The sequence below is a fragment of the Caldisalinibacter kiritimatiensis genome (genome assembly GCF_000387765.1).
Lineage (GTDB): Bacteria > Bacillota > Clostridia > Tissierellales > Caldisalinibacteraceae > Caldisalinibacter > Caldisalinibacter kiritimatiensis.
Genome location: NZ_ARZA01000256.1, coordinates 32438 through 46199, shown reverse-complemented (window position 1 = coordinate 46199; position 13762 = coordinate 32438). Strand labels below are relative to the sequence as shown.

Below are 13762 nucleotides of genomic sequence, written 5' to 3'. Positions count from 1 at the left end.
ATAAAATAGACGAAAAGTAGTGGGCAAAGATAAAGCGGCCTACGGCCGCATTTTTTATTGAAATATTGTATGGGTTATGTTACTCTATACATAGACACATTTAAATATATCTATATGTAATGGGAGGGGATATACGTATGAAAGAAAAAGTTGAAATATTTAAAGCTTTAGCGGACGTTAATAGACTTATGATTTTAGATATGCTTTCATGTGGAGAAATGTGTGCATGTGAAATAATAGAAGGGTTAGAGCTCACTCAGCCGACTATATCTCATCATATGAAAATATTACAGAAAGCAGGTCTAGTAAAAGGAAGAAAAGAAGGAAAATGGATGAAATATTCTATAAACAACGATAATATTGACGAATTATGTAACTATATTAAATACTTAACTTCTGATAAAGAAGATTGTATTTGTAAAAAGGTAAGCACAAGCTGCAAATTAAAATAATATTTAGAGGAGGGAAGCGCTGATGGAAAAAGTAAAAGAGCAATCAACAGGTTTAGATTTTTTCGGAAAATATTTATCAATTTGGGTTGCCCTTTGTATATTAGTTGGAGTTGTAATAGGACAGTTATTACCTATTATTCCACAAAACTTAAGTAAACTTGAATATGCTAATGTATCAATTCCAGTAGCAATTTTAATTTGGCTTATGATATATCCTATGATGCTGAAGGTTGATTTCAATAGTATTATTGAAGCTACTAAAAAGCCTAAGGGTCTTACAGTAACTTGTGTTGTAAACTGGCTTATTAAACCCTTTACAATGTATTTGATTGCAAATTTTTTCTTGAATGTTGTTTTTAAATCCTTTATAAGTCAAGAGTTAGCTTCTGAATATTTGGCTGGAGCGATTCTTTTAGGAGCAGCTCCATGTACAGCTATGGTGTTTGTATGGAGCCATTTAACAAAAGGAGACCCTGCTTACACAGTTGTACAAGTAGCGGTAAATGATATAATACTTTTATTTGCATTTACACCAATTGTTGCATTACTTCTTGGGGTTAGTAATGTAACTATACCATATGATACATTATTTCTGTCTGTTGTATTATTTGTTGTTATTCCACTTGCAGGAGGTTATTTATCTAGAAAATATATAATTAAGAATAAAGGAGAAGAATATTTCCAAAAAATATTCTTAAAAAAGTTTGACAATATAACTATCATAGGGCTTTTACTAACATTAATCATAATCTTTTCATTCCAAGGAGAAGTAATTATAAACAACCCACTACATATAGCTTTAATAGCAGTACCACTTATAGTTCAAACTTTCTTTATTTTTTCATAGCTTATGGGTGGGCTAAACTATGGAAATTACCTCATAATATATCAGCACCTGCTTCAATGATTGGAGCAAGTAATTTCTTTGAATTAGCTGTTGCAGTAGCAATATCTCTTTTTGGTCTTGAATCAGGAGCAGCTTTAGCAACAGTTGTTGGAGTATTAGTAGAAGTACCATTAATGCTAACTCTTGTGAAGATAGCAAATAATACAAGACACTGGTTTAACTAACAATAAAGTATTTTAATGATGAGGAGGAAAACTATGAAGAAAAAAGTGGCTTTTATTTGTGTTCATAACTCATGTAGGTCACAAATGGCAGAAGCTTGGGCAAAACATTTAGGAAGTGATGTACTAGAAGTATATTCTGCAGGCACTGAAGAATACCCAGAGGTTAAACCTAAAGCAGTTCAAGTTATGGAAGAAGTGGGTATTGATATGAGTGGCCATTACCCTAAACTATTAACTGATATACCTGAAGAGGTGGATTATTTAATTACTATGGGCTGCGGAGTAGTTTGCCCATATATACCATGTGAGCATCAAGAGGACTGGGGCCTTGAAGACCCATCAGGGGGTCCAATTGAGGGCTTTAGAAAAACAAGGGATATTATTAAAGAAAAGGTTGTTGAGCTTATAGAAAAAGCAAAAAAGGAAATGGAATAAAAATCAAGGGTTTTAATAGCCCTTGATTTTATTTTTTGCCAAACATCAAAGGCATATATAGATTATTTTACTAACTAATGAAGGATATAAGGGAAAAATATAGAAATTATAAAGAAGTACTAAAAAATACATCAAATTATTCAAAAGGTAGTAAAGTTAAATTTACTTTTGAGTCGTTGCAAAGGGGGGAAATAAAATGGCTACAAATATTTACTTGGTAAGACATGCTGAGGTTAAATATATTCCAGATGATTTAATAAGACCATTATCTGAGAAGGGTAGAAAAGATGTTGAGAAAGTTACAAGCTTTTTTAAAGATAAGCTAATTACTAAAATAGTATCAAGTCCCTATTTGAGAGCGATTGACACAATAATTGGTGTTGCACTAGATAAAAATATTGAAATAGAAAAGATACACGATTGTAGAGAAAGAAAAGTAGCTAATGAGTTTATTGAAGATTTTGAGTCTTTTATAAACCAACAATGGGAGGATTTTGATTTTCACTTAGAAGGTGGTGAATCTTTAAATCAAGTACAAAAGAGGGGTATTAATGTTATATTTGATTTATTGGAAAGATATGAAGGTGAAAATATAGTGCTTGGAACCCATGGAACTTGGTTGTCAGTTATTTTAAATTATTTCGACAAAAGCTATGATTTTAGTTTTTGGAAGACACTTAAAATGCCAGATATAGTTTTATTAGTTTTTAATGAAAAAGAGCTACGAAAGATTAAGAGATTTGAAATATAGTATTATATATATTAAATAGTGATTATGATAAACTATATTCTCTTAATGTAAATTAAAGCTGATTAATAAGAGTTTTGGTGGTGAACAAATGCTAAAGTCCATATATAAGAAAGTAATATTTGTTTTATTAGGATTGATGTTACTAGTTGTTGGATATATTTTTTCTGGGATTTTCAACTCAAAAATAGGGCTACTTTCAATATTTGTTTTAGCTATTTTATTGGGTACATTAGTTATGTACTTAACAAAAAATCCAATAAACAACTTAATAATGACTCTTGCCTCTACAATACTATTTGTATTTATGGCGATTTATTTAGTGTTTTTCAAACATGCATATATCTTCGACAGAGAAAATCTAATGATTTATTTACTAACCTACGTTGGTCTTAATATACCAGTTATAGTTTATAAATTTTTAGAACCTGATACTTTAAACTTTAATGATTATATTAAGTACTTAAGTTATTATTTTATATCAAGTTATTTTATTCTTTTATCATATTTTTTATTTTTTTATTATAGAGTTAGAATTTATACTAGAGGAATAAGCTTACAACCATTTAAAACGATAACACCCTATTTAACTAATGCAGCCTATGTAAACAGTAGAATTGCTATAATAAATATATTTGGTAACATTTTGCTTTTTATACCAATTGGTTTTATAGTGGGAATTCACATAAAGAATGCATACAAAAGCTTAATTGTATTATTATCGATACCAATAATAATTGAAATAGTGCAATATATTAGTGCTACTGGTATTAGTGATATTGACGATGTAATTCTTAATTTTATAGGTGAATTAATTGGACTTAGTACGCTTCTAACTATAGAATGGCTTTATAAAAAGAGACATAAGAACATAAATGAGTTAATGTTTAAGATATAATAATGGAACCCTTAACGGGTTCCATTAGATGCCCATTTTATTGATGAATAAACATTTGAGTCCAGTAAGGTGTACCTTGATTGTTAACAGCATATCCTACACCTATTTGTGAGAAGTTAGGTGATAATATATTTCTTCTATGACCAGGAGAATTCATCCAACCTTTCATTACATCTTCTGGTGTTCTGTATCCCATTGCAATGTTTTCACCTGCATAAGAGTAATTAATACCAAAGTCTTTCATCATCTTAAATGGACTACCATAAGTTGGAGATGTGTGACTGAAGTATCCCACTTGAGCCATATCTTTAGATTTGAAACGTGCAACCCTTGATAGTTCCCAATTATATGCAAGTGGCTTTAATCCATGTTTTGCTCTTTCAGCATTTACTAATCTAATAACTTCCATTTCCTTTGCTTTTACATCATCAAAATTAGGGATGTTGATTCTTTGACCTGGATATATTAAGTCTGGATTTTCTAGATGAGGGTTAGCATTAATTATTTCTGATAATCCAACTTCATAACGTACTGCTATTTTCCATAAAGTATCTCCATATCTAACTGTATGAACAGTTTTTATATCAGTTTGTGCAAAGCTTGTACTCATATATGCAAATAATAAAACAACTATAATCCCAGTGAAAACAAATTTCTTTAAAATTTTATTCATGATTAAAACCTCCTTCATTTTATTATGAGGTCGGCCTTTTATCATAATGGGAAGATTTTGATAAGGTCATTTACTAGAAAAGACATATATCGAGTATAACATTTATATTACTATAAATTAAGTTGTAATTTTTACATAGAAGGGAAAATATAGGTGATTATAGAAGTAGAATATAGAAAAGAAAATACTCCACATTAAAAATACAAAATTAAGAAAAATTCGAATAAATTTATGCAACTATTTGTTTAAAATAGAGTCTATATATATTGATAGGGGATTATAGAATAGGAGTTAGTGAGATTAAATAGGAGGAATTAATTTGAATAAAAAAACATTAAAAATAATAATTGTTTGTGCTTCAATTACTTTTATATTGTTAACTGGATGTGCAAGTAAAGAGACAAAAGTAGGATTAAAGGTTTATAATTGGAGTTCTAGCATAGGGGCTGAAAATGGGAATAGCTTAGATAAAACTAGATATTCATATTATATAGACATAACAAATGAAAATCCTAAATCTCTATATATAAAATCAGTAGAGCCTATTATCAGTGAAAATATTAAGGATAAAGTTTTAAAAGCAGAAATAGTAGAAGTAAATAAACATATTAATTCTAATGAAACTATTGAAGTTGAAGGAAAAATAATTATTGATACTAAAGGTCTAAATAAAACAGATATCATAGAGCTTGAACCTTTTATTACAGATATAAAGGTTATAACAGAAGAAACTATAAACTTAAACTATAAATTAAAGTAAATTACAAAAGGGAGAAATGAATAAATGAAAACAAAAATTAGTTTAATTACAATATGGACTAATAATATAGATAAAATGAAGGAGTTTTATAATAAGGTACTTGGATTTAAAATCAAGTTAGACCTTGGAGAATATTTGGAATTTGAAAATGATGGTGTTAGATTTGCTATCTGTATGAGAAAGGTTATGTATAATTATAGCCATGATTTTAAGAAAGAGTGTAGTGGTCAAATACTAGAATTAGCATTTCCATGTGAAAGTCCAGATGATGTAGATATTACATATGATAAGTTAATTTCAAAAGGGGTTAAAGGAATTCAACCACCGACAAATATGCCGTGGAATCAAAGAACAGTTTTGTTTGCTGACCCAGATGGAAACATCCATGAAATCTTTTCAGATTTAAATTAATTAGCATTTATTTATCAATTATGTTCAACAATTAAAGTAAATTCAAGGGGGATAAAAATGAATATATCAATAAAAGAACTTAATGATGATATGTTTATAATTACAGCTAAAATGGTTACAGAACTAATGAATTATCATAGAAAATTAAATAATGCTCCAAAAAAGTATTGGCATACACTTGAAGAAGGAAAAAAAGCTTTAAATGAATGGCTAAGTAAGGGAAGTGCTTATAACATCCTTTTGGATGGAGAAGTAGTAGGATTTTTATATGTTAGATATGGAGGACAAGATGTAGCTTGGTTAGAAGACTTATATATTGCAGAAGAATACAGAGGAAAAGGTATTGGAAGATATGCTATGAATAAATTAGACAAGATTATGGAGGAAAGAGGTATAGTTTCAATGTTTGTTGATGTTATACCACGGAATACAAGTGCAATGGAATTTTACACAGAATGTGGCTTTGACCACCTCAATTTAATTCAGTTAAGAAAGAATTATGATAAAAAATTGAATAAACAAGATGAAGTAGAAATATTAGGATTTAATTTAAAGAAGTATTAAATTAGAAATATAATAATTTTTTATTCATAAATAAGGAGGATGATTTTGGAGTCCAAAAAAATACGTAAGTTCAAGAAAATTATTATCCTATTAATAGTATTATTAATAATTAGCTCTTATTTTAATTATCAATATTATAGGTATAAACAGAAAGAAAGCTATAAATATGAAATTTTTTTAAATCATTTTTATTTCAGTGTAAACTATTCTATAAACATCTTAGATGAAATACTAAATGAGCAATTAATCAGTGAGCAATTAAATAAGAAAATTATGAGGTTAGTATATTTTTTAAATGAAGCTGACCATTTATTAAGTGAGAGTGCATTTTATATTGAAGGAGTAAATTCACGTGGTACAACATTTTTTAAATTAGTTTCTAACGTGATTTCATATGGAACAGAGTATGAAGGGAATAAAATTACTGCATTTTTAAATGACTATAAAATAAATCAAAGTGAAAGGGCATATTTAAGTGAATTGAAAAAATATCTTGAGGATATACATTCAAAGCTTTATTCAGATGAGACAGGACAAGAAAATCCTAACATTAGTAAATATGTATTTAATCATGAAATTATTCCTAGTGCTAATGAAGATTATATTTTATTGAACCAATATATAAACAGTAAATAGTATATTAAAGCCAATTAGAGGTGAATATATGCAGTATATTAAATTAGTAGCGCTTATTATACTAATCATATTAATAGCAATATTTTTATATTACGAGAATAATGCTATACAGATAACATATTACAACATAAAAAATCGAGACATACCTGAGGATTTTATAAACTATAAAATTGTACAATTATCAGACCTTCATAATAAAAGCTTTGGAGAAAATCAAGAAAAACTTGTGAAACTTGTGAAAAAAATAAATCCAAATATTATTGTTATAACGGGAGATATAATTGATAGACGAAGATATAATGAAACACCTAGTTTAATTCTTGTAAGTCAACTTACCCAAATAGCTCCTGTTTATTACGTTACCGGTAATCATGAAGAATGGTCTGGGAAATTTAATGACCTTGAAAAGAAGTTAGCTAAATATAAAGTAAATGTATTAAAGAATCAACGGGTAGAAGTAAAACAAGGAAATTCTAAAGTTAATATCATAGGTGTAAACGACTATGCATATTTTCAAAGCGTTATTGAATATAAACAAGTATTAGAGGATTTAACAAGCAAAATAAATAAATCAGATTTTACTTTATTACTTTCCCACAGGCCTGAGAAAATAAAATATTATAGTGAGTATCATATTGACCTTGCACTTACAGGTCATGCCCATGGAGGACAGATTAGATTACCTTTTATAGGTGGATTAGTAGCACCTGACCAAGGGCTAATACCTAAATATACAGGTGGTTTTTATGAAAAAGGTAACTTACAAATGATAGTAAATAGAGGCTTAGGTAATAGCTTATTTCCTCAAAGATTGTTTAATAGACCAGAAGTAGTGGTAATTACTTTAAAAAGAGAGTGAAAAAAGCTAATAGGAGGTGTTTATATGAATAAGAAAAGGATAATATCTATAGGTGTATTGATATTAGCGATAGTGGTATTTATTATAGGATTAAATATGATATTTAGTTCTGTTAATGTTGGACAAATAGAGGGAGCTGAAGCAATACGAAGACATGGCGGTTCAATGAGTACTGATAAATATCTTATTATTCTTGAATCCGCTATAGAAAATCATCGTACAAGTGGAATAATTGTATCACTTATAGGTGGTTTAGGAATTTTACTTAGTGGTGTAGGTGTGTATAAGGAATTTTAAGTAATATATAAACTTAACTTTTCTTAGTTCATGGGCAATATGGTCTGTAGCTTTATTAAAAACCTAAGGAATAGTTAATATATCATTTCCTAATGAATTAATTATACAAATTGGTAGTTATGCTTTTTTATTATCTTAATTCAAAATAAGAATATTATGTTTAATAAATTTAAGATAAAAGAAGATTAGTGTAAACCAAAATATTATTTCTAAATTTATAACAAGGGGGAATGGGGATGCATAAATATTTAATGGAGATGCTAGAATGTCCAATATGTCATAATGAACTTGACTGGACTATAAATAAAGAAAGTAAAGAAAGAATTATTGAAGGTGAAGCCTATTGCAATGCTTGTGGAGCAAGTTATCCTATTAAAGATGAGATTGGTATATTTTTAACACCTAAGTTACCACGTAATGACTTATGGGAGCAAGGTAGCACTCATTTAACTGAATATCTAAAGGAAAATCCTAAAATTGAAAAACAGCTAATGAATTCTCCTTTAGAAGAACTTTCACCTGCAGACCAATTTATTAGGGGGATGGTTTTAGAAGAATGGGGTAAGTATAGTGAAGCGAATAAAGCATTTAAAGTTGCAGTAAAAGGTATATATACAGAGGATTATGTTAGTTGCTGGGATAAGCAAATTGAATATGTTTGTAATAGTGTTCAATCTACAAATCAACCTATAGTGGATTTGGCTTCTGGACGTTGTTATCTTGTTGAAGAGCTAGCTAAAAAAACTGACAATTTTATCGTGGCTACTGATTTTAGTCCTCGTGTATTACGGCATAGTAGATTGGATTTAAAACAATTAGGTTTATACGATAAAATTAGCCTGATTTCTTTTGATGCTAGAATTACGCCTTTTAAAGATGGAGCAGTTAATATACTAACGACAAATTTAGGATTATCCAATATTGAAAAGCCTAAAAACTTATTAAAAGAACTTAGACGTATAGTAAGTGGAAAATTAATATCAGTAATTCATTTTTATCCTGAGGTTGACAATGAAAATACGGACATTATTTACGAATTAGGTGTTGAAACATTTGCATTTGAAAATATTGCAATAAATAGTTTTAATGAAGCTGATTGGAAAGTAGAACTAGTGAATAAATGTAAAGGTTTAGCTAAACCAACACCAACTGGAAAAATAATCAAGGAAGCTCAGATAGATGGATTACCTGTAAAAGAAACAGAGCTTGAGTGGGCTGTGTTAATTGCAGAGTAACAAGTGATGTAGTTTATCAAAAAATTAAAAGTATTTACAGCCTTTTGGTAAAGGAGAGGAGATACAGATGAGTGATAATACAAATAAAAAACCAGAAGAAATGAAAAGTTTTTTTGAAATTAGAGCTGACGGATATGATGAGCATATGAGAAATAACGTTGATTCATTTGAAGAATTGTACAGTAAAATTGCAGAACCTATTGAAGCGACAGAAGAACAGATAAAGATTTTAGATTTAGGCTGTGGAACTGGATTGGAATTAGATTGGATTTTTAAAAAAGCTCCTAACTTGTTAGTTGTTGGTATAGACTTATCAGAAGAAATGCTTAATAAACTGAAAGATAAATATCAAAGCCATAACGAACAAATAACACTTATAAAGGATTCATATTTAACCTATCCTTTTGAAGAAGAAAGGTACGATTATGTTATTTCAGTTATGACTATGCACCATTGGTTAGAAGAAGAAAAGATGGATTTATACAGGAGAATAAAAGACAGCCTGACTGAAGAAGGAAAGTATATTGAAGGCGACTATGTTGTTAACGAGAAAGAAGAGAAAGAATTTTTGAGAAACTATAAAGAGCAAATGAAAAAAGTAGACGAAAATGAATTATATCACATAGATATACCAATGACAGAAGAAAAACAAATAAGATTATTAAAAGAAGCAGGATTTAAAAGTGTAGAAGTTATTCACAGAGCAGATGAGAACAAAATATTTGTTGCTACAAAGTAAATATGGAGGATTAAAAACATGGACGGAATTATAAAAATTAGTGAAAAAATAAAGAACCGACTACCAAAGACATATGAAATTCTTAAGGATTCAAATTTAACAGTACATCCATATGTTTATAAGGTAATATTAACTGGATCGAGGGGACTAGCAGGTAATTATAGGCCAGATTCTGATATTGATTTATCACTTTTGGTTGACATTAAAAAAATAAAGTCTAATGGAAAAGAAGAAGTAATTTTGAAAGAGGTACTAGATACTACAATGAGAAAATGGAAAGGAAAAGTTGAATTAGATACAGCTGCAGTTTTTGATATTAATAACTGTAACTTAAAATGCTTGAACTATGAGGAATCAGATGTGAAAGATTATTGCAGTAAAGGTACTGATTGTATAGGCTTGTATAAGCTACAAAAAGAATTTTCAGGGTATGTATCGAATATAGGTATTGACATTAAGTGGATTTATCCTCTTATAAGTGTATGGGAAAGAAAAGAGTAGAAATAAAAAATTTTATGAAAGGGTTTGGGAATATGAGATTAGAAATTAGCAATATAAAAGATATTGTGGATAAGAAGAAGGATTTTTCAGGAGTTGTATTTATAAAGGAAAAGGGAAATGAGATATATAAACAAGCCTTTGGATATGCAAATAGAAGCTATAAAGTTTTAAATAACATAGATACTAAATTTGGAATTGCTTCAGGCTGCAAATTATTTACCGCTATAGCTATATGTCAATTAGCGGATAAAGGAACAATAAGCTTTGAAACTAAGTTAAAAGATTGTTTAAATATTGATTTTCCTAAATTTGATTCAAATATTACTATACACCATTTATTAACCCATAGTTCAGGTATTCCGGATTACTTTGATGAAGAAGTTATGAATGATTTTTCGGAGCTTTGGAATGAAAGACCTATGTATAATATTAAAACTCCTAAAGACTTCTTACCTATGTTTCAAAATAGAAATATGGATTTCACTCCTGGGGATAGGTTCAAATATAATAATGCAGGTTATATACTACTAGGACTAGTAGTTGAAGAACAAACAGGGGTTGAATTTTCAGAATATATTGAGAAAAATATTTTTGAACCATGTGAAATGTTTGACTCTGGATACTTTTCATTGGACAGATTGCCAATTAATACAGCGAATGGATATATTAAAGAAAAATCAGGTGAGTGGAAAACTAACATTTACTCCATACCTATAATAGGGGGTCCAGATGGTGGTGCTTATACAACAGTTAGAGACTTGTCGAAAATATGGAACGGTATATTTACAAATAAAATTTTAAGTAAGAAAGCAACTAAGACTATGTTAAAACCTCATATTAATGTAAAGGGTGATTTTAACTATGGATATGGTGTTTGGATATCAAAAAAAGATAATGAAATATTTAAATATTATATTATGGGAGAAGACCCAGGTGTGAGCATGATGTCTTCAGTATATCCTAAATATAATATAGAAGTTACCATTATAGGAAATATAGAGTTTGGTACATGGGATATTGCTAAGGAGATTCAAAGTTTAATTAGTAGGGAGAGTAAAAATGAAGATAAAAGATACATATAGGAAAGTATTGATGATACTAGGAATTTTGGTCATAGTTCTATTGTTTGTAGGTTATATTATAAGACAATATTTTGATATGAGAGCTGGTATGTTTGTTAGTGCTTCTATACCTCCGTTAGTTTTGATATTCGTAATATTATTAGTATTTTCTTTAATAAGCAGAAAGTAAAGTGAAAAATAGATATATTTACGTTTGTAAATATATTAATGATTATCGGTTTCGGGTACACTTGTTATTATTAAAGATATCGAATAAATAATCAAGGAGTAAAAGGAGGACAAACTATGAATTATAAAAATATAGCAAGATTTCATGTAGAATTTTTGCTATTTTCACTTTTATCAGATTTATTTTATTTTTACCATCTATTATTTATCCACTTTTTATGGGAAGTGTAGGTATAAAACCATTTAATACTATATTACCAGTTTTACTATCGACAATCTTATTATTAATTCTCAGTATTATACTTTGGACTTTTTCAGAAAAAATATCAAATCTTATGACAAAGGATTTAAAGGCAGAAAAGGATATAGACATTGATTATAATAAATTACAGTATATAGCTTTTTCTATAGTTGGACTTATATTAGTAATATTTTCGATACCTAAAATTATAACTACATCCGTAGAATTAAAACACATGATTTCATTAGGGATGGAGATGGAGAGTGTAAATCCTTCAATAGCTAGATTTAAAGGTAGACTAGGAAGTGATATAGTTCAGCTGTTAATAGGAATATGGTTATTATTAGGGACAAAGGGGATTTTAAATGCAATTAATAAATTAAGAAGAGCAGGAATAAGTGAGGAGTAATGATAAGGAAAATAAGGTTAAATTATGTCTATAGCATTATTCATCTTCGCTTAAAGAGTAGAACAATTGATTTAAATAGTTGAAATCTATACTATCATTTACTATTTTATAAGTGTGACGGTTATCTACAAGCTTGTAAGTTTTAATTTTCTTTTCCTTATCTTCTTTTATAGCAAGGTGATTAATATTAACAAAAAGAAGATTATCACCTAGTATATGTATTACTATATTCTCCATTGTATCATTGTTAGAGAGATATATTGTATATTTAAAGTATGATGTTTCTTTAGTTTCGACAATTTGAAATTTATTAAAATTAGATAGAAAATCATTAATAACAGTTATATCCTTACTGCTCCTCCTTTCATAGTCTCTTGAGTTATGATTTGTTATAGAAATTTCATCAAAAGTTTTACCACTAGCTTTATTTAAGTATTCATCTAATACAAGTTCTTTAAAAGTACCTCTTTCATTGAACACTCCAATATCTGATAAAGACTCATATCCTACAACAAAAGCCACTAAAATAGCAACTATTAACAAAAACTTCTCGAGCAAAAAAATCACCTACTTTTATAACTATTAAACCATAATACACCATCATTATAATATATTACCATAAACTTTACAACAGATTAAATGTGAAATTATGTAAAATGGTTGAATGAGCGTATGGTACATATTGAAAAGATATAAAAGTCAAGGGTGCAGTGAACTGCACCCTTGACTTTAACTTAATAATATTTTTTTCTATCCTTTTCTTCTTGTACTATCATAAGTGTTTCGCCGAATCTTTGGAAATGAACAACTTCTCTTTGTCTTAAGAATCTAAGGGCATCTGTTACACCAGGGTCATCACTAATTTGAATAAGCTTTTCATAAGTAGCCCTAGCTTTTTGTTCTGCGGCCATATCTTCATGCAAGTTTGCAATAGGGTCTTCCTTTGATTGAATGTAAGCGGCAGTCCAAGGTACACCTGCAGCATTGGCAGGATATAAGTTTCTACCATGATTTGTATAATAAGGTTCTAAAGGAGTTCCCTTTATTTCTTTAACAGGAGCATCCTTTATTAATTTCCATACTATAGTACCTATTATTTCCCAATGAGCCAGTTCTTCAGTTCCTATATCAGTAAGTATACCTTTAGCTTCATTAGTAGGCATAGCCCACCTTTGGGATAAATATCTTAAAGCTGCTGATAATTCTCCATCGGCTCCACCAAATTGTTCTAATATCATAGCTGCTAGGGCTGGATTACAACAGTCTACTTTAACGGGATATTGTAACTTTTTTTCATAAATCCACATATTCTTACCTCCTTATAATCGACTATAGTCTATATTCCAAGGCCATGGGCTTTCGATATATTGCCAAGGACACCTACTCATTTGAGTGTACATTAAAGGACCGAATTGTTTTTGATATGCATCTACAAGCTCCTTATATCTTTTAGAGTATGAATTATGAAGTCTTATAGCTCTATCGTCAGTTGGATGGGTATCTAAATATAGATTACTTTCAACTAAGCAAAAGCTAACTTCCATTAATTCCTTTAATAGTTCTAATTGATTTTTTTTCATAAA

General features: G+C 29.0%; 22 protein-coding genes. 18 read left to right on the top strand and 4 right to left on the bottom strand.

The genetic code is table 11. The annotated features are described in order from the left end of the window. Window positions 1-137 precede the first annotated feature (137 nt). The 6 genes from L21TH_RS11615 (at window position 138) to L21TH_RS13875 (ending at window position 3604) form a co-directional block, all read left to right on the top strand. Window positions 138-452: an ArsR/SmtB family transcription factor gene (locus tag L21TH_RS11615; RefSeq protein ID WP_006316565.1), complete on the top strand. Its 315-nt coding sequence runs from the start codon at window positions 138-140 to the stop codon at window positions 450-452. Window positions 453-474: 22 nt separating this feature from the next. Next, entirely contained in the window at window positions 475-1299 is an 825-nt protein-coding gene (gene arsB / locus L21TH_RS11610; protein WP_006316564.1) for an ACR3 family arsenite efflux transporter, read from the top strand. 56 nt (window positions 1300-1355) lie between these two features. Continuing rightward, entirely contained in the window at window positions 1356-1523 is a 168-nt protein-coding gene (locus L21TH_RS15245) for an arsenic resistance protein (protein ID WP_006316543.1), read from the top strand. A 33-nt stretch (window positions 1524-1556) separates the two neighbouring features. Further along, window positions 1557-1958, top strand: coding sequence for an arsenate reductase ArsC (locus L21TH_RS11605; RefSeq protein ID WP_006316536.1), 402 nt, complete (start codon window positions 1557-1559; stop codon window positions 1956-1958). A gap of 196 nt (window positions 1959-2154) precedes the next feature. After that, complete coding sequence (locus L21TH_RS11600) at window positions 2155-2709, top strand: histidine phosphatase family protein (RefSeq protein WP_006316533.1); 555 nt, start codon at window positions 2155-2157, stop codon at window positions 2707-2709. Between the two features lie 88 nt (window positions 2710-2797). After that, entirely contained in the window at window positions 2798-3604 is an 807-nt protein-coding gene (locus L21TH_RS13875; RefSeq protein ID WP_006316531.1) for a VanZ family protein, read from the top strand. Between the two features lie 37 nt (window positions 3605-3641). On the opposite strand, the gene safA is transcribed toward L21TH_RS13875, so the two are convergent. Next, window positions 3642-4277, bottom strand: coding sequence for a SafA/ExsA family spore coat assembly protein (gene safA / locus L21TH_RS15170; protein ID WP_006316529.1), 636 nt, complete (start codon window positions 4275-4277; stop codon window positions 3642-3644). 319 nt (window positions 4278-4596) lie between these two features. On the opposite strand from safA, the gene L21TH_RS11585 reads away from it, so the two are divergent. The 12 genes from L21TH_RS11585 (at window position 4597) to L21TH_RS11530 (ending at window position 12179) form a co-directional block, all read left to right on the top strand. Beyond that, window positions 4597-5037 carry a hypothetical protein gene (locus L21TH_RS11585; protein WP_006316527.1) on the top strand — a complete coding sequence of 147 codons (441 nt, stop codon included), beginning with the start codon at window positions 4597-4599 and terminating at the stop codon, window positions 5035-5037. A 24-nt stretch (window positions 5038-5061) separates the two neighbouring features. Further along, entirely contained in the window at window positions 5062-5448 is a 387-nt protein-coding gene (locus L21TH_RS11580; protein ID WP_006316525.1) for a VOC family protein, read from the top strand. A 57-nt stretch (window positions 5449-5505) separates the two neighbouring features. Continuing rightward, the gene (locus L21TH_RS11575) at window positions 5506-6012 is read left to right on the top strand and encodes a GNAT family N-acetyltransferase (RefSeq protein WP_006316523.1); all 507 of its coding nucleotides are present in this window, start codon (window positions 5506-5508) and stop codon (window positions 6010-6012) included. A gap of 45 nt (window positions 6013-6057) precedes the next feature. Beyond that, window positions 6058-6648, top strand: coding sequence for a hypothetical protein (locus L21TH_RS11570; protein WP_006316521.1), 591 nt, complete (start codon window positions 6058-6060; stop codon window positions 6646-6648). A 28-nt stretch (window positions 6649-6676) separates the two neighbouring features. Then, entirely contained in the window at window positions 6677-7507 is an 831-nt protein-coding gene (locus L21TH_RS11565) for a metallophosphoesterase (RefSeq protein ID WP_006316519.1), read from the top strand. A 24-nt stretch (window positions 7508-7531) separates the two neighbouring features. Further along, complete coding sequence (locus tag L21TH_RS11560) at window positions 7532-7804, top strand: hypothetical protein (protein ID WP_006316517.1); 273 nt, start codon at window positions 7532-7534, stop codon at window positions 7802-7804. 236 nt (window positions 7805-8040) lie between these two features. Continuing rightward, window positions 8041-9039, top strand: a complete 999-nt coding sequence (locus L21TH_RS11555; protein WP_006316514.1) for a Trm112 family protein — start codon at window positions 8041-8043, stop codon at window positions 9037-9039. 67 nt (window positions 9040-9106) lie between these two features. Further along, window positions 9107-9778: a class I SAM-dependent methyltransferase gene (locus L21TH_RS11550; RefSeq protein ID WP_006316512.1), complete on the top strand. Its 672-nt coding sequence runs from the start codon at window positions 9107-9109 to the stop codon at window positions 9776-9778. Between the two features lie 18 nt (window positions 9779-9796). Next, entirely contained in the window at window positions 9797-10279 is a 483-nt protein-coding gene (locus L21TH_RS11545; protein ID WP_006316510.1) for a nucleotidyltransferase family protein, read from the top strand. Beyond that, window positions 10261-11361 carry a serine hydrolase domain-containing protein gene (locus L21TH_RS11540; RefSeq protein WP_006316509.1) on the top strand — a complete coding sequence of 367 codons (1101 nt, stop codon included), beginning with the start codon at window positions 10261-10263 and terminating at the stop codon, window positions 11359-11361. Before L21TH_RS11545 ends, L21TH_RS11540 begins: the two co-directional genes overlap by 19 nt. After that, on the top strand, window positions 11339-11530 hold the full coding sequence (locus tag L21TH_RS11535) for a hypothetical protein (protein WP_034430020.1): 192 nt from the start codon (window positions 11339-11341) through the stop codon (window positions 11528-11530). Before L21TH_RS11540 ends, L21TH_RS11535 begins: the two co-directional genes overlap by 23 nt. Window positions 11531-11747: 217 nt before the next feature. Then, complete coding sequence (locus tag L21TH_RS11530) at window positions 11748-12179, top strand: hypothetical protein (protein ID WP_155848380.1); 432 nt, start codon at window positions 11748-11750, stop codon at window positions 12177-12179. Between the two features lie 36 nt (window positions 12180-12215). On the opposite strand, the gene L21TH_RS11525 is transcribed toward L21TH_RS11530, so the two are convergent. The 3 genes from L21TH_RS11525 to L21TH_RS11515 all read right to left on the bottom strand — a co-directional run bounded on the left by L21TH_RS11525 (window position 12216) and on the right by L21TH_RS11515 (window position 13759). Further along, a complete protein-coding gene (locus tag L21TH_RS11525; RefSeq protein WP_006316503.1) occupies window positions 12216-12737 on the bottom strand; it encodes a hypothetical protein in 522 nt (173 codons plus the stop codon). 176 nt (window positions 12738-12913) lie between these two features. Continuing rightward, complete coding sequence (locus tag L21TH_RS11520; protein WP_006316501.1) at window positions 12914-13486, bottom strand: manganese catalase family protein; 573 nt, start codon at window positions 13484-13486, stop codon at window positions 12914-12916. Between the two features lie 12 nt (window positions 13487-13498). Next, window positions 13499-13759: a spore coat protein CotJB gene (locus tag L21TH_RS11515; protein WP_006316498.1), complete on the bottom strand. Its 261-nt coding sequence runs from the start codon at window positions 13757-13759 to the stop codon at window positions 13499-13501. Between the last annotated feature and the right edge of the window lie 3 nt (window positions 13760-13762).

Excerpts from the sequence above, each read along its gene's own strand:
- L21TH_RS11615 (WP_006316565.1), top strand. The coding sequence starts at position 138 with ATGAAAGAAAAAGTTGAAATATTTAAAGCTTTAGCGGACGTTAATAGA.
- arsB (WP_006316564.1), top strand. The coding sequence starts at position 475 with ATGGAAAAAGTAAAAGAGCAATCAACAGGTTTAGATTTTTTCGGAAAA.
- L21TH_RS15245 (WP_006316543.1), top strand. The coding sequence starts at position 1,356 with ATGATTGGAGCAAGTAATTTCTTTGAATTAGCTGTTGCAGTAGCAATA.
- L21TH_RS11605 (WP_006316536.1), top strand. The coding sequence starts at position 1,557 with ATGAAGAAAAAAGTGGCTTTTATTTGTGTTCATAACTCATGTAGGTCA.
- L21TH_RS11600 (WP_006316533.1), top strand. The coding sequence starts at position 2,155 with ATGGCTACAAATATTTACTTGGTAAGACATGCTGAGGTTAAATATATT.
- L21TH_RS13875 (WP_006316531.1), top strand. The coding sequence starts at position 2,798 with ATGCTAAAGTCCATATATAAGAAAGTAATATTTGTTTTATTAGGATTG.
- safA (WP_006316529.1), bottom strand. The coding sequence starts at position 4,277 with ATGAATAAAATTTTAAAGAAATTTGTTTTCACTGGGATTATAGTTGTT.
- L21TH_RS11580 (WP_006316525.1), top strand. The coding sequence starts at position 5,062 with ATGAAAACAAAAATTAGTTTAATTACAATATGGACTAATAATATAGAT.
- L21TH_RS11575 (WP_006316523.1), top strand. The coding sequence starts at position 5,506 with ATGAATATATCAATAAAAGAACTTAATGATGATATGTTTATAATTACA.
- L21TH_RS11565 (WP_006316519.1), top strand. The coding sequence starts at position 6,677 with ATGCAGTATATTAAATTAGTAGCGCTTATTATACTAATCATATTAATA.
- L21TH_RS11560 (WP_006316517.1), top strand. The coding sequence starts at position 7,532 with ATGAATAAGAAAAGGATAATATCTATAGGTGTATTGATATTAGCGATA.
- L21TH_RS11555 (WP_006316514.1), top strand. The coding sequence starts at position 8,041 with ATGCATAAATATTTAATGGAGATGCTAGAATGTCCAATATGTCATAAT.
- L21TH_RS11550 (WP_006316512.1), top strand. The coding sequence starts at position 9,107 with ATGAGTGATAATACAAATAAAAAACCAGAAGAAATGAAAAGTTTTTTT.
- L21TH_RS11545 (WP_006316510.1), top strand. The coding sequence starts at position 9,797 with ATGGACGGAATTATAAAAATTAGTGAAAAAATAAAGAACCGACTACCA.
- L21TH_RS11540 (WP_006316509.1), top strand. The coding sequence starts at position 10,261 with ATGGGAAAGAAAAGAGTAGAAATAAAAAATTTTATGAAAGGGTTTGGG.
- L21TH_RS11535 (WP_034430020.1), top strand. The coding sequence starts at position 11,339 with ATGAAGATAAAAGATACATATAGGAAAGTATTGATGATACTAGGAATT.
- L21TH_RS11530 (WP_155848380.1), top strand. The coding sequence starts at position 11,748 with ATGGGAAGTGTAGGTATAAAACCATTTAATACTATATTACCAGTTTTA.
- L21TH_RS11520 (WP_006316501.1), bottom strand. The coding sequence starts at position 13,486 with ATGTGGATTTATGAAAAAAAGTTACAATATCCCGTTAAAGTAGACTGT.
- L21TH_RS11515 (WP_006316498.1), bottom strand. The coding sequence starts at position 13,759 with ATGAAAAAAAATCAATTAGAACTATTAAAGGAATTAATGGAAGTTAGC.